This is a genomic window from Micromonospora sp. KC723, assembly GCF_004348595.1.
Classification (GTDB): Bacteria; Actinomycetota; Actinomycetes; order Mycobacteriales; family Micromonosporaceae; genus Micromonospora.
In genome coordinates, this window is record NZ_SMKD01000006.1 from 54,398 (window position 1) to 72,615 (window position 18,218).

16 protein-coding genes are annotated in these 18,218 nt (G+C 71.9%); 13 read left to right on the forward strand and 3 right to left on the reverse strand.

Features of this window, described 5'->3' with window-relative positions:
* Positions 1-44 precede the first annotated feature (44 nt).
* Positions 45-1,082, forward strand: a complete 1,038-nt coding sequence (locus tag E1165_RS03105) for an aminotransferase class V-fold PLP-dependent enzyme (protein ID WP_132387480.1) — start codon at positions 45-47, stop codon at positions 1,080-1,082.
* A 103-nt stretch (positions 1,083-1,185) separates the two neighbouring features.
* Here E1165_RS03105 and E1165_RS03110 read toward each other — a convergent pair whose 3' ends face one another.
* On the reverse strand, positions 1,186-1,779 hold the full coding sequence (locus E1165_RS03110) for a hypothetical protein (RefSeq protein WP_132387528.1): 594 nt from the start codon (positions 1,777-1,779) through the stop codon (positions 1,186-1,188).
* Between the two features lie 574 nt (positions 1,780-2,353).
* On the opposite strand from E1165_RS03110, the gene E1165_RS03115 reads away from it, so the two are divergent.
* The 10 genes from E1165_RS03115 (at position 2,354) to E1165_RS03160 (ending at position 13,933) form a co-directional block, all read left to right on the forward strand.
* Positions 2,354-3,916: an MFS transporter gene (locus tag E1165_RS03115; RefSeq protein ID WP_132387482.1), complete on the forward strand. Its 1,563-nt coding sequence runs from the start codon at positions 2,354-2,356 to the stop codon at positions 3,914-3,916.
* A gap of 19 nt (positions 3,917-3,935) precedes the next feature.
* Positions 3,936-4,493, forward strand: coding sequence for a TetR/AcrR family transcriptional regulator (locus E1165_RS03120; protein WP_132387484.1), 558 nt, complete (start codon positions 3,936-3,938; stop codon positions 4,491-4,493).
* Positions 4,494-4,596: 103 nt separating this feature from the next.
* Complete coding sequence (ruvC, locus tag E1165_RS03125; protein ID WP_132387486.1) at positions 4,597-5,124, forward strand: crossover junction endodeoxyribonuclease RuvC; 528 nt, start codon at positions 4,597-4,599, stop codon at positions 5,122-5,124.
* Positions 5,121-5,723, forward strand: coding sequence for a Holliday junction branch migration protein RuvA (gene ruvA / locus E1165_RS03130; protein ID WP_132387488.1), 603 nt, complete (start codon positions 5,121-5,123; stop codon positions 5,721-5,723). The genes ruvC and ruvA overlap by 4 nt, the downstream gene beginning before the upstream one ends.
* Positions 5,720-6,784: a Holliday junction branch migration DNA helicase RuvB gene (gene ruvB / locus E1165_RS03135; protein ID WP_132387490.1), complete on the forward strand. Its 1,065-nt coding sequence runs from the start codon at positions 5,720-5,722 to the stop codon at positions 6,782-6,784. The genes ruvA and ruvB overlap by 4 nt, the downstream gene beginning before the upstream one ends.
* 119 nt (positions 6,785-6,903) lie before the next feature.
* A complete protein-coding gene (yajC, locus tag E1165_RS03140; RefSeq protein ID WP_132387492.1) occupies positions 6,904-7,272 on the forward strand; it encodes a preprotein translocase subunit YajC in 369 nt (122 codons plus the stop codon).
* Positions 7,273-7,501: 229 nt separating this feature from the next.
* A complete protein-coding gene (secD, locus tag E1165_RS03145) occupies positions 7,502-9,403 on the forward strand; it encodes a protein translocase subunit SecD (protein WP_207916511.1) in 1,902 nt (633 codons plus the stop codon).
* A 1-nt stretch (position 9,404) separates the two neighbouring features.
* The gene (secF, locus tag E1165_RS03150) at positions 9,405-10,592 is read left to right on the forward strand and encodes a protein translocase subunit SecF (protein WP_132387494.1); all 1,188 of its coding nucleotides are present in this window, start codon (positions 9,405-9,407) and stop codon (positions 10,590-10,592) included.
* 90 nt (positions 10,593-10,682) lie between these two features.
* Positions 10,683-11,249 carry an adenine phosphoribosyltransferase gene (locus E1165_RS03155; protein WP_132387496.1) on the forward strand — a complete coding sequence of 189 codons (567 nt, stop codon included), beginning with the start codon at positions 10,683-10,685 and terminating at the stop codon, positions 11,247-11,249.
* Between the two features lie 248 nt (positions 11,250-11,497).
* Complete coding sequence (locus E1165_RS03160; RefSeq protein ID WP_207916523.1) at positions 11,498-13,933, forward strand: bifunctional (p)ppGpp synthetase/guanosine-3',5'-bis(diphosphate) 3'-pyrophosphohydrolase; 2,436 nt, start codon at positions 11,498-11,500, stop codon at positions 13,931-13,933.
* Positions 13,934-14,021: 88 nt separating this feature from the next.
* Here E1165_RS03160 and E1165_RS03165 read toward each other — a convergent pair whose 3' ends face one another.
* Both E1165_RS03165 and E1165_RS03170 read right to left on the reverse strand, forming a co-directional pair.
* Positions 14,022-14,861, reverse strand: coding sequence for a peptidylprolyl isomerase (locus E1165_RS03165; protein ID WP_132387500.1), 840 nt, complete (start codon positions 14,859-14,861; stop codon positions 14,022-14,024).
* Positions 14,862-14,919: 58 nt separating this feature from the next.
* On the reverse strand, positions 14,920-15,804 hold the full coding sequence (locus E1165_RS03170) for a peptidylprolyl isomerase (protein WP_132387502.1): 885 nt from the start codon (positions 15,802-15,804) through the stop codon (positions 14,920-14,922).
* A 260-nt stretch (positions 15,805-16,064) separates the two neighbouring features.
* Here E1165_RS03170 and E1165_RS03175 point away from each other — a divergent pair, with 260 nt between their 5' ends.
* Entirely contained in the window at positions 16,065-16,784 is a 720-nt protein-coding gene (locus E1165_RS03175) for an MBL fold metallo-hydrolase (protein ID WP_132387504.1), read from the forward strand.
* Between the two features lie 58 nt (positions 16,785-16,842).
* Positions 16,843-18,165: a histidine--tRNA ligase gene (gene hisS, locus E1165_RS03180; RefSeq protein ID WP_132387506.1), complete on the forward strand. Its 1,323-nt coding sequence runs from the start codon at positions 16,843-16,845 to the stop codon at positions 18,163-18,165.
* Positions 18,166-18,218: the final 53 nt, after the last annotated feature.

An 18,218-nucleotide genomic window follows, 5' to 3' on the forward strand; every position in this document is an offset into this window, starting at 1 on the left:
ATTGGCCGTTCGAGGCGGTCCGCGCCCCGGATAGCGTCGCTGACATGGAACTGGACGACACGCGGAAACTCTGGCAGCCGGAGCCCGGCTGGCTCAACACCGCCAGCTACGGGCTGCCGCCCGAGCCGGTCTGGACGGCGGTGCAGGACGCCCTCGCCGACTGGCGGGTGGGGCGCACCTCCTGGGAGGTGTGGGGGGAGGCGACCGAACGGTCCCGGGCGGCCTTCGCCGGCCTGGTCGGTGTGCCGGCGGCGGACGTCACGGTCGGCAGCACCGTGTCGCAGCTGCTCGCGCCGGTCGCCGCGGCCCTGCCGGCCGGGGCGACCGTGGTGGTCCCGGAAATCGAGTTCACCTCGAACCTGTTCCCGTGGCTGGTGCAGGAGGCGCGCGGGGTGCGGGTGCGTACCGTGCCGCTGGCCGGGCTGGTCGACGCGATCGACACCGGCACCGACCTGGTCGCGTTCAGCCTGGTGCAGTCCGCCGACGGCACGGTCGCCGAGTACGACAAGATCGTCGCCGCCGCCCGCGCGCACGACGCGCTGGTGGTGGTCGACGCCACCCAGGCCTGCGGCTGGCTGCCCTTCGACGGCAGCCTGGTCGACGCGGTCGCGGTCGGGGCGTACAAGTGGCTGATGGCGCCGCGCGGTTCGGCGCTGGCCTACCTGGCTCCGGCGCTGCGGGAGCGGATGCGCCCGGACGCCGCCGGCTGGTACGCGGGCGCGGACCCGCACACCTCCTACTACGGCCCGCCGTTGCGGCTGGCCGACGACGCTCGCCGGTTCGACATCTCCCCGGCCTGGTTCAGCTGGGTCGGCACCGCGCCCGCCCTGGAACTGGTCGCCGAGATCGGCCCGTCGGCGATCCGGGCGTACGACGTGGCGCTGGCCAACCGCTTCCTCGCCGGGCTGGGCCAGCCGCCCGGGGACAGCGCCATCGTCACGGTGGAGGTGCCGGGGGCGCAGGAGAAACTGGCGCGGGCCGGGGTCCGCGCGGCGGTGCGCGCCGGTCGGGTGCGCGCCTCGTTCCACCTCTACACCACCGAGGCGGACGTCGAGCTGGCGCTGGACGCGTTGACGAGCTGAGCGCGGCCCCGTTCGGCACCGGCGGGGCCGCCGTGCCCGATCCGGTGAGAACGGCGCTGGCCGGCGCCCCTGGTGGGGTGCCGGCCAGCGGTTGTTCGGTGGGTCAGCTGTTCCAGTGCTGCGCGACGAGGTCGGCGGCCTGCTGTTCCCACTGGGCGTAGTGGTCGGGGTAGGCCGAGACCTGGACGGTCTGGGCGGCCCGGGTCAGCGGCATGTCCTGCCAGCCGTCGACCTGCTTGAGGCCCTTGAGGAACGCCGTGGTCGAGTACTCGGGGTCGGTGATCTGGTCCACGGTGCCCCAGCCCGAGGAGGGGCGTTGCTGGAACAGGCCCTGCGAGTCGTGGTCGTTGCGGTCACCGAGGTGGCCCAGGTTCTCCAGTTTCGACTCCTGCAACGAGGTCGCGATCGCGACCACGGCGGCGCGTTCGTCCATGCCGGACTTCTTGGTCGCGGCGATGATCGCCTTGGCGTTGGCGACCTGCTCGTCGGAGAGGTCGATGCGCGACTGCTTGCCCTGCGCACCGTGCGGGATCAGCTTGGCGGTGTCCACGGCCGGCTTGTCGGCCTGCACGAAGGCGATGGGGTTGCTGTCGGCGGTCTCGACGGTGGTGCCGTGGTTCATCGGGCCGGCGGCCAGGCCGCCGGCGAACGCCAGACCGGCGATGCCGAGAACGGTCTTACGCATGATCGTGTTCATCACGAAGGCTCCTTCACGGGGGTCGACACGGCCGGTCCATGGGGGTGGAACCAGTCGCGGGCACCTCGAAGAGGCGCTCAAGAAAGATCAAGGGGGATCCGGCAGGCTTCACGAGCCGACGGGCTCGAAGGAGGCACCTGCGCGCCGGGGGCGCGCGGTCGGCTCCGTGGCGCCGGGACCCGGTGTAACGACCGGCCGCCCGTCGTCATTCCGCCCGTGGCGACGCCGTCGGGGTAGCGGGCTGCTGCTGCGGTCGTACGGAGGGTGTAACAACCCCGGGTCGAGCCGGATTCCCCGGCCCGCCGGCCCGCGCTCACCGGACGCGACACCCAACGGGCGCACACCGGACAGCCGGGTGCGCACACGCGTCGCGCACGCCGGGAGATGCCCCTCGTGCCCGATTGGTCGACGATGAGGTGGCCGGCGGTCGATCGATTCCGGTGGTGACACCTGTCACATACGATACGAAACGGTTCCGTATCGAAAGGTTGGCACCCTAGGCTGCTGAAGGCCTATTACGAGTCTCGCTCGTATCGTATTTCGCGATCGCGGGTGACCGGGGGGAGAACCGCACATGGAACCGCACGAGAACACCGGACATCCCAGGCGCTGGGCGATCCTCGGCGTGCTGGTGGTCAGCCTGCTCGTCGTCGTGCTCGACAACACCATCCTCAACGTCGCGCTGCGCACCCTGGCCGACCCGGTGCACGGACTCGGCGCCAGCCAGGGCGAGCTGGAGTGGGCGATCAACTCGTACACGCTGGTCTTCGCCGGTCTGCTCTTCACCTGCGGGGTGCTCGGCGACCGCGCCGGACGGCGCCGCTTCCTGATGATCGGGCTGGTGCTCTTCGGGCTGGCGTCGCTGCTGTCGGCGTACGCGCAGACCCCCGGCCAGCTGATCGCGGCGCGCGCGCTCATGGGCGTGGGCGGCGCGGCGATCATGCCGGTGACCCTGTCGATCATCTCCAACGTCTTCGACCCCCGGGAGCGGGGCCGGGCGATCGGCGTCTGGGCCGGCGCGGTGGGCCTCGCGGTGGCGATCGGCCCGATCCTCGGCGGCGCGCTGCTCGAACGCTACTGGTGGGGCTCGGTCTTCCTGATCAACGTGCCGGTGGTGGTGCTCGGTGTCGTCCTGGTGGCGCTGCTGGTGCCCGAGTCGCGCGACCCGCAGCCCGGCCGGGTGGACCTGCTCGGCGTGCTGCTCTCGGTGGTGGGTCTGGTCGCCCTGACCTACGGCATCATCGACGGCGGCGAGCACGGCTTCGGTCGCCCGCTGGTGTGGCTCTCGATCGTCGGCGGGCTGGCGGTGCTGGCCGTGTTCATCGCGCACGAGCGGCGCAGCGACCACCCGTCACTGGACGTCCGGCTGTTCCGGGTGCCGCGCTTCGCCGCCCCGGTGGTGATCGTCGGCCTGGTCTTCTTCGCGGCGATGGGCCTCTTCTTCTTCAGCTCGTTCTACCTGCAACTGGTCCGTGGCTACAGTCCGCTGGAGACCGGCCTGCTCCTTCTGCCCTTCGCCGGCGCCCAACTGGTCTTCGCGCCGAGCAGCGCGGCCATGGTCCGCCGCTACGGTGGTCGGGCGGTCGCCGTGGTGGGCCTGGCGTTGACCGCGGTCGCGCTGGGCGGCTTCGCCTTCGTCGGAGAGACCACGCCGATCTGGGTGGTGCTGGTGTTCTTCTTCCTCCAGGGCACCGGGATGGCCAACATCATGCCGCCGGCCACCGAGTCCATCATGTCGGCGCTGCCCCGGGAGAAGGCCGGTGTCGGCTCCGCCGTCAGCAACACCGTCCGGCAGGTCGCCGGCGCGCTCGGCGTGGCCATGCTCGGCTCGCTGCTCTCCGCGCTCTACCGCGCGGACATCGCCGGCGCGGTCCACGCGCTGCCGCCGGCGGCCCGCGACGCCGCCACCGAGTCCGTCTCCGGCGCGTACGCGGCGGCGGCCCAGCTCGGGCCGGCCGCGCCGGCGGTCATCGCCGCGGCCAACGCGTCGTACGTGTCGGCCATGCACTGGGTGGCGGGGCTCGCCTCGGTGGTGGCGGCCCTGGGCATCCTCGTCGTGCTGCGCTGGATGCCCGGCCGGGTGACCGGGCCGGCCGGCGCGCCGGTGGGCGAACGGGAACTGGCCGCGACCGCCTAGGTTCGGGACAATAGCCGACATGACTTCCACCGCGGACGAGGCCATCATCGAGGCCACCCTCGACCTGCTCGCCGAGGGCAGCACCATCGAGACGCTCTCCATCGAGGCGATCGCCGCCCGTGCCGGGGTCGGCAAGGCCACCATCTACCGGCGCTGGCCGGGCAAGGAGGCGCTGCTGCTGGACGCGCTGCGCCGGCTCAAGGGCGTCGTGCCGCAGCCGGCCGGCTACTCCGTCCGGGATGACCTGGTGCTGCTCGTCGGCGCGGTCGGGCGTCACATCGACCCCCGCGCCGCGCGGATCATGCCCTGCCTGGTGCCGGAGGTGAACCGCAGTCCCGACCACTACCTGCTCTACCAGAACATCATCGAGCCGCGGCGGCAGCTGATGCGTGAGGTGCTGCGCCGTGGGATCGGCACCGGCGAACTGCGGGCCGACCTCGACGTCGAGGTGGCGATGGCGCTGCTCACCGGGCCGATGCTGATGCAGCGGATGCTGCGCTGGCACCCGGAACTGGACGAGCGGATCCTGCCCGAGCGGATCGTCGACGGGGTACTGGAGGGGATGCGCCCCCGCTGACCGCCCGGCTCCCGGCCGGGCGGCGTGTCCGGTCCGGCGGCCGTCGGCGGGCACCAGTAGGGTGTCGAACACACGTACTGCCGGGGCTGGGGGAGGAGGCGGCGTGCGCGTGCTGGGTGTCGACCCGGGGCTGACCCGGTGCGGTGTCGGCGTGGTCGAGGGCGTGCCGGGTCGGCCCTGCGCCCTGGTCGCGTACTACGTCATCTACACGGACCCCGACGACGACCTGTCGCTGCGCCTGCTGCACCTGGACCGCTCGCTGACCGACCTGGTCGCCGAGCACCGGCCGGACGCGGTAGCCGTCGAGCGGGTCTTCAGCCAGCACAACGTCCGCACGGTGATGGGCACCGCCCAGGCCAGCGGCGTCGCGGTGCTCGCCGGCGCGCGCGCCGGCCTGCCGGTGCAGACGTACACCCCCAGCGAGGTCAAGGCGGCGGTGACCGGTTCCGGTCAGGCCGACAAGAAGCAGATGACCGCGATGGTGACCCGGCTGCTGCGGCTGCCCGAGCCGCCGAGACCCGCCGACGCGGCCGACGCCCTGGCGCTGGCCATCTGCCACGTGTGGCGCGGCGGCACCCGCTCGAAGCTGGCCGAGGCCGCCGACCGGGTACGACGAGGAGGAGCGCGATGATCGCCAGCGTGCGCGGCACGGTGACCGCGACCGGTCCGGACCACGCGGTGGTGGAGGTCGGCGGGGTGGGCCTGGCGGTGCAGTGCGCCCCCGGCACCCTCGCCGAGCTGCGGGTCGGCCAGCCGGCCCGGCTCGCCACCAGCCTGGTCGTCCGGGAGGACTCGCTCACCCTCTACGGCTTCGCCGACGACGACGCCAAGCAGCTCTTCGAGTTGCTCCAGACCGCCAGTGGGGTCGGCCCCCGGCTGGCCCAGGCGGTGCTCGCCGTGCACACCCCGGACGCGGTCCGCAAGGCCATCGCCAACGCCGACACCGCGGCGTTGACCCGGGTCCCCGGCATCGGCAAGAAGGGCGCCGAGCGCCTGGTGCTGGAGCTGCGGGACCGGATCGGCCCGGTGGCGGTCGGCGCCGACGGCGCGGCCGGGGTCACCGGCGGCGCCTGGCCCGAGCAGGTCCGCCAGGCGCTGGTCGGGTTGGGCTGGACGGCCGCCCAGGCCGACCAGGCGGTCGCGGCGGTGGCCGAGACCGTGGACGGGCAGACCCCGCCCGTGCCGGTCCTGCTCAAGCAGGCCATCCGGCTGCTGGGCCGGACCCGATGACGGGCGACGGCCTGGTCTCGGCGTACGTCAGCGACGCCGAGCTGGACGCGGAGGCCAGCGTCCGACCGAAGCGGCTGGACGAGTTCATCGCCCAGGACCGGGTTCGTGACCAGCTCGACCTGCTGCTCAAGGGTGCGATGCGTCGCGGGTCGCCGCCGGACCACATCCTGCTGTCCGGGCCGCCCGGCCTGGGCAAGACCAGCCTGGCCAACATCGTCGCCGCCGAGCTGGGCTCGGCCATCCGGGTGACCAGCGGCCCGGCGATCGAGCGCTCCGGCGACCTGGCGGCCATCCTGACCAGCCTCGCCGAGGGTGACGTGCTCTTCATCGACGAGATCCACCGGATCGCCAAGCCGGCGGAGGAGTTGCTCTACAGCGCGATGGAGGACTTCCGGGTCGACGTGGTGGTGGGCAAGGGGCCGGGTGCCACCGCCATCCCGCTGGACGTCGAGCCGTTCACCCTGGTCGGCGCCACCACCCGGTCGGGCCTGCTCACCGGCCCGATGCGGGACCGGTTCGGCTTCGTGGCGCACCTGGACTTCTACTCCCCGGCCGATCTGGAGACGTTGCTGCACCGCTCGGCGCGGATCCTCGGCGTGCCGATCACCGACGACGGCGCCGCCGAGATCGCCGGCCGGTCCCGGGGCACGCCCCGGATCGCCAACCGGCTGCTGCGCCGGGTCCGGGACTTCGCCGAGGTCCGGGCCGACGGGGTGGTCACCCTGGAGACCGCGCGGGCCGCCCTCACCGTGTACGACGTCGACGCGCTCGGCCTGGACCGGCTGGACCGGGCGGTGCTGACCGCGCTGGTCGACTCGTTCCGGGGTGGCCCGGTGGGGCTCTCCACGCTGGCGGTGGCGGTGGGGGAGCAGTCCGACACCGTGGAGGAGGTCTGTGAGCCCTTCCTGGTGCGGGCCGGCCTGCTGGCCAGGACACCCCGGGGTCGGGTGGCCACCGAGGCGGCCTGGCGACACCTGGGCCGTACGCCGCCAAATGGTACATTTGCCACCGATGCCCCGGCCGTGCCCGATCTGTTCTCCGCCGCGCCCGAACAGCCGTGATCCGAACGTGATCTGCACCGCATTCGGCGTTCTCAGGCGCAGGGATTAGACTCGCCGCGGTCTGTACAGGATGTGAGAATCCGCCTCCGCTCCGGCGCCTCGGTGACGGACGGAGGCCAATGGGAAGGTCGCACACCGTGCTTTACGCAGCACAGTCCGGCGGAGGCGCCGGTGGTCTGACGCCGATCATCATGATCGCCCTGCTGTTCGGGGTCATGTACTTCATGATGATCCGGCCGCAGCAGAAGCGCCGCCGCGAGGCCGAGGCCATGCAGAAGGGGCTCGCCGCCGGGGACGAGGTGGTCACCATCGGTGGGCTCTACGGCACGGTCACCGGCGTGGATGACGACACCGTGCTGCTCGAGGTGGCTCCCGGCGTGCAGACCCGCTACGCCAGGCCGGCCATCGCCCGGGTGGTCACCAGGGCCGAGAGCACCGAGTCGACGAGCGAGCCGGTCGCCGGGGACGCGGACGCCGTCAAGGAGTGAACGCCACCCCGCCCGCCTCCCACGGCCGGGCGGGGTGACAGGACAACTGGACAGGTGAGCCGGCGTCCGACGCCGGAGCGGCGAGCCCGCCCGTACGACGCCTCCACGGCGGCGGCGGGTGGTCCCGCCGACCGTCGGCACCGGCTCCGTGGAGCACGTCGGCCGGGCCCCCCGGTCCGACATCGCCGCCGCACCGGCGGCGCGACCGTTACAGGGAGACAGGACAGCCGTGGCACCACCTCAGGGACAGATGCGCCCCGGGCGGCAACTCGCCGTACTCGGGCTCATCTTCGTCGTCCTCTATCTTTTGGTGTTCTTCTCGGGCGGGGCGAGCGGCGGCTGGAAGGACCGGCTGGAGCCCCGGCTCGGTCTGGACCTGGTCGGCGGCACCCGGCTCACCCTGGAGGCCACCAACACCCTCGACGGCAAGCCGCCGACGGCGGAGAACCTCGAAGAGGCCCGGCAGATCATCGAGAGCCGGGTCAACGCCTACGGCGTGGCCGAGGCCGAGGTGGTCACCGAGGGCAACCGCAACATCGTCATCTCCCTGCCTGGCGAGAACCGCGACATGACCGGCGTCGGCACCGCGGCCGAGCTGCGCTTCCGTAAGGTGCTCAAGATCACCGACGGCAGTGGCGCGGTGGCCAGCCCGGCCCCGTCGCCGTCGGCCAGCGGCTCGCCGCAGCCCTCGGGCAGCGCGTCGCCGCAGCCGTCGGCCAGCGCCCCGGCGAAGGCGACCGCCTCGCCGAGCGCCGGCGGCCAGGGTGGTGGCGCGCCCGCGACGACCCCCAGTGCCAGCCCGTCCGCCTCGGCCTCGCCGAGCGTGCCGGCGGCCTCGCCGAGCGCCAGCGCCGCCCCGGTGTCGCAGAGCATCCAGGAGCAGCGCGCGGCGGTCGAGAAGAAGGTCGGCGCCGCCGCCTGGGCCGCGGCGAGCGGCCTGCAGGCCCCGGCCGACCTCACCGCCGATCCCTCCCTGGCGGGGAAGCTCAAGCCGTTCGGCGCGCTCTCCCCGCAGGAGGTGGCGGTGCTGACGCCGGAGATGCAGTTCAACGTTCCGACGATCACCTGCGCCCAGCTGGACGCGCGTCCCGCCGGCTCGGTCAAGGACGAGAAGCAGCGGGCGGTCGCCTGCGAGGGCGGCGCGGTCAAGAACCTGCTCGACGTGGCGAAGGTGCTCGGCACCGACGTCTCCGACGCCGACGCCGCGCTCGACCAGACCAGCCAGTGGGTGGTCAGCCTCAAGTTCACCGGGGACGGCCAGAGCAAGTGGACCGAGCTGACCCGGGAGGCGTTCAACAACACCGGTAACGCCTGCGACGCGTCCGCGCTCGGGCAGGACGGCAAGTGCCGGGTGGCGGTCGTACTGGACAACAAGATCGTCTCCTCGCCGGAGATCCAGGGTGTGCTGACCGGCGACTCGCAGATCACCGGCAACTTCAACCAGAAGGACGCCAACGCGCTGGCCGGTAACCTGCGCTACGGCGCGCTGCCGGTGACGTTCGAGCCGCAGGAGCAGCAGAACGTCACCGCCACGCTGGGCGACAGCCACCTGCGGGCGGGTCTGCTGGCCGCCGGCATCGGCATGCTGCTGGTCATCGTCTACTCGTTCTTCTACTACCGGCTGCTCGGCTCGGTGATCTTCCTGAGCCTGGTGCTGTCGGCGCTGCTGGTCTTCGGCGCGCTGGTGGTCCTCGGCCGGCAGATCGGTTTCACCCTCACCCTCGCCGGCATCGCCGGCATGATCGTCTCGCTCGGTGTGGCGGCGGACTCGTTCGTCATCTACTTCGAGCGGCTCAAGGACGAGATCCGGGAGGGGCGAAGCCCGCGCAGCGCGGTGCCACGTGCCTGGATCCGGGCCCGCCGGACGATCATCTCGGCGAACGCGATCACCCTGATGTCGGCGGTGGTGCTCTACGTCGTCTCGGTCGGCACGGTGAAGGGCTTCGCCTTCGCCCTCGGTCTGGCCACGGTGCTCGACCTGGTCGTGGTCTTCCTCTTCCGGCATCCGATCATGACGATGTTCGCCCGGACCCGGGCGTTCCTCTCCCCACGGGTCAGCGGTCTCGGTCGGGCCCTGCCGGCCCGGACCGAGCAGGCCAACCCCCGCAACCCGCGTGTCAAGGAGGCCTGAGATGGCTGGTGAAGGTGGTCTCGCGAGCCGGCTCTACCGCGGTGACGCCGGGCTGGACATCGTCGGTCGCCGCAAGCTCTGGTTCGCTCTGGCCGGCGTGCTGGTCCTGATCTCGATCCTCAGCTTCGCGACGCTCAAGTTCAGCCTGGGCATCGAGTTCGCCGGCGGCAACTCGTTCCAGGTGCCGGCGAGCGTCGGCACGCTGGACCACGCCGAGGCGAAGGTCGAGGAGGCGCTGGCGGCCAAGGGCGGCGGCGCCGAAGTGGTCACCGCGCAGCAGGTCGGCAGCACCAGCGGCGAGTACTACGAACTGCGGACCTCACAGCTCAGCTCGGACCAGGCGACCCAGGTCAGGGAGGAGATCGCCCGGGAGTTCGGGATCAGCGCCGACCAGATCAGTGGCAACCAGGTCAGCAAGGCCTGGGGTGAGCAGGTGACCTCCCGGGCGTTGCTCGGTCTGGTCATCTTCGTGCTCGTCGTGGCGGTCTACCTGATCATCCGCTTCGAGTGGCGGATGGCGGTCGCCGCGATCGTCTCGCTGTTCATGAACCTGATCCTCACCGCCGGCATCTACTCGCTGGTCGGTTTCGAGGTCACCCCGTCGACGATCATCGGCTTCCTCACCATCCTGGGCTTCGCGCTCTACGACGTGGTGGTGGTCTTCGACAAGGTGCAGGAGAACGTCCGGGGCATCACCGCCAACAACAACCAGACGTACGGCGAGGCGGCCAACCTGGCGTTGAACCAGTCGCTGATGCGGTCGCTCAACACCTCCGTGGTCGCCCTGCTCCCGGTCGGTGGCCTGCTGTTCATCGGCGCCGGCCTGCTCGGCGCGGGCACCCTGAAGGACCTGGGTCTGGTGCTCTTCGTCGGTATGGCGGTGGCGTTCCTGACCTCGATCCTGCTCGCCACCCCGTTGCTGGTCTGGCTGAAGAACCAGGAGCCGAGAATCGCCGCCCACAACAAGCGGGTGCTGTCCCGGCGGGGCGCGATCGCCCGGGGCGAGATCACCCCGAAGGGCGCGCCACGGCCGGCCGAGGGTCACGCCGACGCGATCGACGCGGAGGCGGCGGCGCTGGCCGGCAGCGCGCCCAAGGTGGGCGCCCGCCCGGCGGGCAAGCGGCAGAACGCCGCCCGTGGCGGGCGGGCCGGCGGGGGCAACCGGCCGGGTGGCGGCAGGCGTCGCTGATCGGCCGACCCGGTAGCTGACGACCCGACGGCGTCCTTCATGCTGTGCCAGCGGCAGGAAGGACGCCGTCGTCGTACGAGAGGGAGCAGCGTGACGCAGACCCACAGCGCCGGGGCGCGGGGAGACAGCGGGCCGGAGATCGCCCGGTTGGTGGCCAGCCGGGTGCTGGACGTGCCGGACTTCCCCAAGCCGGGCGTGATGTTCAAGGACCTGATGCCGCTCTTCGCCGACGGTGACGCGTTCCGCGCCGTGACCGACGGGATCGTCGCGCACCACGGGCGCGACTCCTTCGACATCGTGGTGGGCATCGAGGCCCGGGGCTTCGTGATCGCGGCGGCCATCGCGTACGCCACGGGCCTGGGCGTGGTGCCGGTGCGCAAGGCCGGCAAGCTGCCCCGGCCGGCCTACTCGGCCTCGTACGCGCTGGAGTACGGGGAGGCCACCCTGGAGGTCCACCAGGACGCCTTCACCGCCGGGCACCGGGTGTTGGTGGTCGACGACGTGCTGGCCACCGGCGGCACCGCCGAGGCCACCCTCGACCTGGTGGAGCGGGCCGGCGGCACGGTCGCCGGTTTCACCGTCCTGCTGGAGTTGGGCTTCCTGGCGGGCCGCAAGCGGCTCGCGGGGCGTCCGGTCCATGCCCTGCTGACCGTTTGACGGTGGCGTCCGGGGCCGTCCCGGGCACCGTCCGTCCGGCGGAGGGGCACCGCACCCACCGTGCGGGTAGCATTGCCCTTTGCTGAGCGGACGGGAGACCGTCCGGCGGCGCGAGGACCGCACCGGCCCGGGGTGCCGGTGCGGAAGAAGGCCGGCCCCCGGGTCGGTTGCAGAGAACGTCGACCGGACGGTCGGCGCGTTCCCGGCGAGCGGTGAGGAGGCCGGTGTCCCACGATGTCGTCCCTCCGGTGGAGGGCACGGTGCACCCGACAGGCGATGCTGATGGCTCGGTGACCGAGCGGAGGAGCAACCCGCCGGCCCGGGTGACGGGCGACGGCGCGGCCGTCGAGGCCGCTCCTGCCGGTGCGGGGACGGCCACGCCGTTGGCCGACGGTGACCCCTCGCCCAGCGCCGGCTTCGGGTTGTCCAACGCGCCCACCGGTCGCCGGGTGCGGGCCCGGCTGGCCCGGTTCAACGCGCCCTGGCAGAGCTCGCAGGTCAGCGAGGTGCTGGAGCCGCTGATCGCCACCCACCGAGAGAACCACCCCAAGGCGGATGCCCGGCTGTTGCAGCGCGCGTTCGACACCGCGGCGCGTTGGCACTCCGGCCAGTACCGCAAGTCCGGCGATCCGTACATCACGCACCCCCTGGCCGTGGCGACCATCCTGGCCAACCTGGGGATGGACACCACGACGCTGGTGGCGGCGCTGCTGCACGACACGATCGAGGACACCGAGTACACCCTCGACCAGATGCGGGCCGACTTCGGCCCGGAGGTGACCCTCCTGGTCGACGGCGTGACCAAGCTCGACAAGGTCAAGCTCGGCGACGCGGCCAAGGCGGAAACGATCCGCAAGATGGTCGTGGCCATGGCGAAGGACCCCCGGGTCCTGGTGATCAAGCTGGCCGACCGGCTGCACAACATGCGGACCCTGACCTTCCTGCCCCGCCCCAAGCAGGAGCAGAAGGCGAAGGAGACGCTGGAGATCCTCGCCCCGCTGGCGCACCGGCTCGGTATGAACACCATCAAGTGGGAGCTGGAGGATCTCGCCTTCGGCACGCTCTTCCCGAAGCGGTACGAGGAGATCAACCGGCTGATCGGGGAGCACCAGCCGCAGCGCGAGGCGCTGCTGCGGCAGGTGACGCAGAAGGTGCAGACCGACCTGAAGGCCGCCAAGATCAAGGCGGAGACCACCGGACGGCCGAAGCACCTCTACTCGATCTACCAGAAGATGATCGTTCGGGGCCGCGACTTCAACGACATCTACGACCTGGTCGGGGTGCGGATCCTGGTCGACACGGTGCGGGACTGCTACGCGGCGTTGGGCGTCATCCACGCCAACTGGCAGCCGGTGCCGGGCCGGTTCAAGGACTACATCGCGATGCCCAAGTTCAACATGTACCAGTCGTTGCACACGACGGTCATCGGGCCCACCGGCAAGCCGGTGGAGATGCAGATCCGCACGTACGCCATGCACCGCACCGCGGAGTTCGGCATCGCGGCGCACTGGAAGTACAAGGAGCACAAGGGCACCCAGATCGTCGGCCCGCCGGCGCACATCGACGAGATGACCTGGCTGCGCCAGCTGCTGGACTGGCAGCGGGAGGCGGCCGACCCGAGCGAGTTCCTCGACGCGCTGCGCTTCGACCTGTCCAGCCAGGAGGTGTACGTCTTCACCCCGAAGGGTGACGTCATCCCGCTGCCGACCGGGTCGACGCCGGTGGACTTCGCGTACGCGGTGCACACCGAGGTCGGGCACAAGTGCATCGGGGCGCGGGTCAACGGCAAGCTGGTGCCCCTCGAGTCGACGCTGTCCAACGGCGACGTGATCGAGATCTTCACGTCGAAGTCCGACACCGCCGGCCCCACGCAGGACTGGCTCGGCTTCGTCAAGAGCCCCCGCGCGCGTACCAAGATCCGGCAGTACTTCAACAAGGAGCGGCGCGAGGAGGCGATCGAGGCCGGCAAGGACTCGATCGTCAAGGCGATGCGCAAGCAGGGTATGCCGTTGCAGCGGATGCTCACCTCCGACAATCTGATGGCGATCGCCCGGGACCTGCACCTGGCAGACGTCGCCTCGCTGTACGCGGCGGTCGGCGACAGTCAGGTCTCCGCCCAGTCGGTGGTGCAGAAGCTGATGGCCACCTACGGCGGCGAGGAGGGCGCGGCGGAGGACATCGCCGAGACGGCCGTCGCCACCCGGCCGCCGCGTAGCCGGGCCAGCAGCCACGACCCGGGTGTGGTGGTCCGGGGCGTCAGCGACGTCTGGATCAAGCTGGCCCGCTGCTGCACCCCGGTGCCGCCGGACACGGTCTTCGGCTTCGTCACCCGCTCCGGCGGGGTGAGCGTGCACCGCGACGACTGCGCCAACGCCGAGGACCTCAAGGCGCAGAGCGAGCGGGTGGTCGAGGTGAGCTGGAAGCTCACCTCCGCCTCGACCTTCCTGGTCGCCATCCAGGTCGAGGCCCTGGACCGGCACAAGTTGCTCGCCGACGTGACCCGGGTGCTCTCCGACGAGCGGGTGAACATCCTCTCCGCCACCGTCACCACCACCCGCGACCGGGTGGCGGTGAGCCGGTTCAGCTTCGAGATGGCCGACCCGAAGCACCTGGGCCACCTGCTGGCGGCCGTCCGCAAGGTTGACGGCGTGTTCGACGCCTACCGGGTCACCTCGGGGGCCTGAGGCGTCGCCCGGCACCGACGGGTAGCGGGCACCGACGAGAAAGCGCCCGCCGGCTCCGGCCGGCGGGCGCTTCGTCGTACGGGCGGGATCAGTTCTGGATCTCGCTCATGGTCAGCTTGTTGATGACGACCTCCTTCTTCGGGTGGCCGCCGCCGGCCTGCTGGGCGAAGGCCTTGTCGTCGCCGGCCGCCGCGACCTGCTTGACCAGGTCCATGCCGCCGGTGACGGTGCCCAGGACGGTGTAGTTCGGGTCGAGCGGCGAGTCGCCGTAGACGATGAAGAACTGGCTGCCCGTGCTGCCGGGCTGGCCCGAGTTGGCCATCGCGATCACGCCCTCCGGGTACGGCGGACGCTTGTCGGTGGGCAGGTTCTCCTCGGCGAGGTTGTAGCTCGGGCCACCGGTGCCGTCGGTCTGCCGCCAGCCCTTGCCGGTGGCGCTCGGGTCGCCGCACTGGAGCACCTTGATGCCCTCGGTGACCAGTCGGTGACACTTGGTGTTGTCGAAGAAGCCCTTGCTGGCCAGATGGGTGAAGCTGCCGGCGGTGCAGGGTACGGCGGCGCGGTCGATCTTCGCGGTGATCGGGCCGAGGTTGGTGTCGATCGTCATGGTCTGGCTGCCCGTGTCGGCCTGCTGGCTGGGGGGCAGCCCGACGTCCTTGATCTGCTTCGTCCTGCCCTCGGCGGGCACCTCGGTGTACGCGCACTGCGAGAATCCCTCGGGCGCGGCGGCGGTGTCGGTCTTGTCGTCGTCACCGCCGAGCGTGGTCACCAGCCAGACGGTGCCGGCGACCACGAGCAGCAGGACCGCACCGGCCCCGACGATCGCCTGCGTCTGCCGGCGCTTGCGGGCCCGGGCCGCGCGCTCGGCCATCTCCCGCTCGAGCTTGGCCCGCGCCGCCGCGCGCTGACGCTCTCTCGTGGACGTCACGGTCACTCCTCCTGGACGTATCTGCGCGGTCGGTGCCGCGTACGGTGGTCTGTCCGGTTCAGCCGGCGCTGGGGCTGGCCGACGGGGCGCCCGAGGCCGGGCTCGTCGGTGCCGGGGCGGCCTGGTTGGGCTCGCCGACGGTGAGCTTCTGGATCACCACGTCGGTCTTGGGCTTGACCTTGTCGCCGGCTCCATTCTCCACGGTCGGGAGGGTGCCGATCTTCGCGATCACGTCGAGCCCGCCGGTGATCCGCCCCACCACCGGGTAGGCCGGCTTGGGCGGGTTGAAGTCCTTGAAGAAGATCAGGAACTGGCTGCCGTTGGCGCCCGGCGGGTTGCCGATCATGGCCACCGTGCCCTTCGGGTACGCCGGCGCCTGGTCGGGGGCCGGGCTGGCCGACGGGCTCGCCGCGGGCTCCGCGGGGACGTTCTCGCTGTAGAAGGAGTAGGTGGGGCCACCCATCCCGGTGCCGCCCGGGTCGCCGCAGCGCAGCGCGCCCTCGCTGGTGATCTCGTGGCAGGTGGTGTTGTCGTAGAACGACCGGCTGGCCAGGTGGGCGATGCTGGCCGCGGCGCAGGGCGCACCGGCGAGGTCCAGCTCGGCGGTGACCGGCCCACCCTGGTTGGTGGTGATGGTCATCGGGCGGGTGCCGGAGGTGGGCAGGCCGGTGGTGGCCGGGGTGCCGACGTCCTTCAGGTTGGTGTTCGCGGTGGCGTCCTGGGGCGTCCAGAGGCAGGTCTCCTGGGCGGTGTCCCGCTTCGGCTCCCGGTCGAAGGCGCCCAGACCCCACGCCGCGCCGAGCACGACCAGCGTCAGCACGAGCGCGGCGCCCACGCCGGCCTGGATCTGTCGACGCCGGCGCGCGACGGCGGCCCGCCGGGCCAACTGCCGGTCGAGCTTGGCCCGCGCCAGTTTGCGCTGCCGGTCCCTGCTGGAAGCCACCCGTGCTCCCCTTCCTCTACCCTGGTCGTCACCGGCGCCTCGGGCCGTCCCGGCCGTCGTGGGGCAGGTGCGCCACGCCACACGCCCGCCAGAGTGTACGGGTACCTGCTGGGAAAGTGGTGTACGAGTCCCCGCCCCGGTTTATCAAAGTGCGTCACTGTGACCCCCGGGACGCAAGAGGACAGGTGTGCCGGGGACCGGGCCGTGCCGGCGACTAGGCTGCCCGGTGGGGACGACGACTCGACGGAAGGGGAGCGGACGTGCTCGTGGCCGGCTTTCCCGCCGACGCCTTCGGCACCAACTGCTACGTGGTGGCGACCGCGCCGGGGGAGCAGTGTGTGGTGGTGGACCCGGGCATCGGGGTGCTCGACCGGCTCGACGCCGTGCTCGCCGAACACCGCCTGCATCCCGCCGCCGTGCTGCTCACCCACGGCCACCTCGACCACACCTTCTCGGTGGCGCCGGTCTGCGGCGCGCGCGGCATCCCCGCCTACGTGCACCCCGACGACCGGGAGCTGCTCGCCGACCCGGCCAAGGGGCTCTCCGCGGATCTCGCCCAGCTCTTCGGCGGCCGGCTGCCGTACACCGAGCCCGACGACGTGGCGGAGCTGACCGACGGCGCGACCCTGGCCCTGGCCGGGTTGGAGATCACCGTCGACCACGCCCCGGGCCATACCGGCGGGTCGGTGCTGTTCCGGATGCCAGGCGCCAGTTCGCCCTGGGAGGCCGAGCAGATCTGCCTCTCCGGCGACGTGCTCTTCGCCGGCTCGATCGGCCGCACCGACCTGCCGGGTGGCAGCATGCCCCGGATGCTGGCCAGCCTCCGGGAGAAGATCCTCCCGTTGGCGGACGACACCATCGTCCTGCCCGGCCACGGCCCCGCCACCACGATCGGCCGCGAGCGCGCGACCAACCCGTACCTCGTCGAGGTGGCGGGAAGCGGCGACGCGCGCCCGGCCGCGCCCACCCGCGGCCTGTGATCCGACCGCGGCCCACGAGCTCCCCGCGCGGTCCGCGCGGGATCCAAGGAGTACGCCCATGAGCAAGCCCACGCCGATCTCCGGGTTCCCGGAGTGGACCACCGGGCAGCGGATGATCGAGCAGTTCGTCCTCGACCGCATCCGCCGCACGTTCGAGCTGTACGGCTTCGCGCCGTTGGAGACCCGGTCGGTGGAGCCCCTCGACCAGCTGCTGCGCAAGGGGGAGACCTCCAAGGAGGTCTACGTGCTGCGCCGGTTGCAGGCCGACGCCGACGGCCCGGCCGGTGACGACGCGCTCGGTTTGCACTTCGACCTCACCGTGCCGTTCGCCCGGTACGTGCTGGAGAACGCGGGCAAGCTCCACTTCCCGTTCCGCCGCTACCAGATCCAGAAGGTGTGGCGGGGCGAGCGCCCCCAGGAGGGGCGCTACCGGGAGTTCCTCCAGGCCGACATCGACATCGTCGACCGGGACACCCTGTCGGCGCACCACGAGGCGGAGATGCCGCTGGTGATCGGTGACGCGCTGCGCTCGCTGCCGATCCCGGCCGTGCGGATCCAGGTCAACAACCGCAAGATCTGCGAGGGCTTCTACCGGGGTGTCGGGCTGACCGACCCGGAGGCGGCGCTGCGCGCGGTCGACAAGCTCGACAAGATCGGCCCGGTGAAGGTGGCCGAGTTGCTCATCGAGACGGCCGGGGCGAGCGAGGCGCAGGCCAAGGCATGTCTGGCGCTGGCCGAGATCAACGCCCCGGACGCCTCCTTCGCCGACGCGGTGCGCGCCCTGGGGGTGAGCGACCCGCTGCTGGACGAGGGCGTCGCCGAACTGGTCGCCGTGGTGGAGACCGCCGGCGCGCACTCGCCGGGGCTCTGCGTCGCCGACCTGCGCATCGCCCGGGGGCTGGACTACTACACCGGCACCGTCTACGAGACGCAGCTGGCCGGTTACGAGCGCTTCGGCTCGATCTGCTCCGGTGGCCGGTACGACAACCTGGCCAGCTCCGGGACCGTCCGCTTCCCGGGCGTGGGCATCTCCATCGGGGTGACCCGGCTGCTCGGCCTGCTCTTCGGGGCGAACGCGCTGTCGGTCTCGCGCAGCGTGCCGACCTGCGTGCTGGTCGCGGTGACGGCCGAGGAGGACCGGCCGGCGAGCAACGCGGTCGCCGAGGCGCTGCGGTCCCGGGGCATCCCCACCGAGGTGTCGCCGAGCGCGGCCAAGTTCGGCAAGCAGATCCGGTACGCCGAGCGGCGCGGCATCCCGTACGTGTGGTTCCCCGGCGCGCAGGGCGACGAGGTGAAGGACATCCGTTCCGGCGAGCAGGTCGCCGCGGCGGCGGGGGAGTGGACCCCGCCCAGGGAGGATCTGCGGCCGCTAGTTGGCTGAACCGCCGTTCGGCCCGGTCGTTGCTACTGGCGCGTACGTCGAGGGCGACCTAC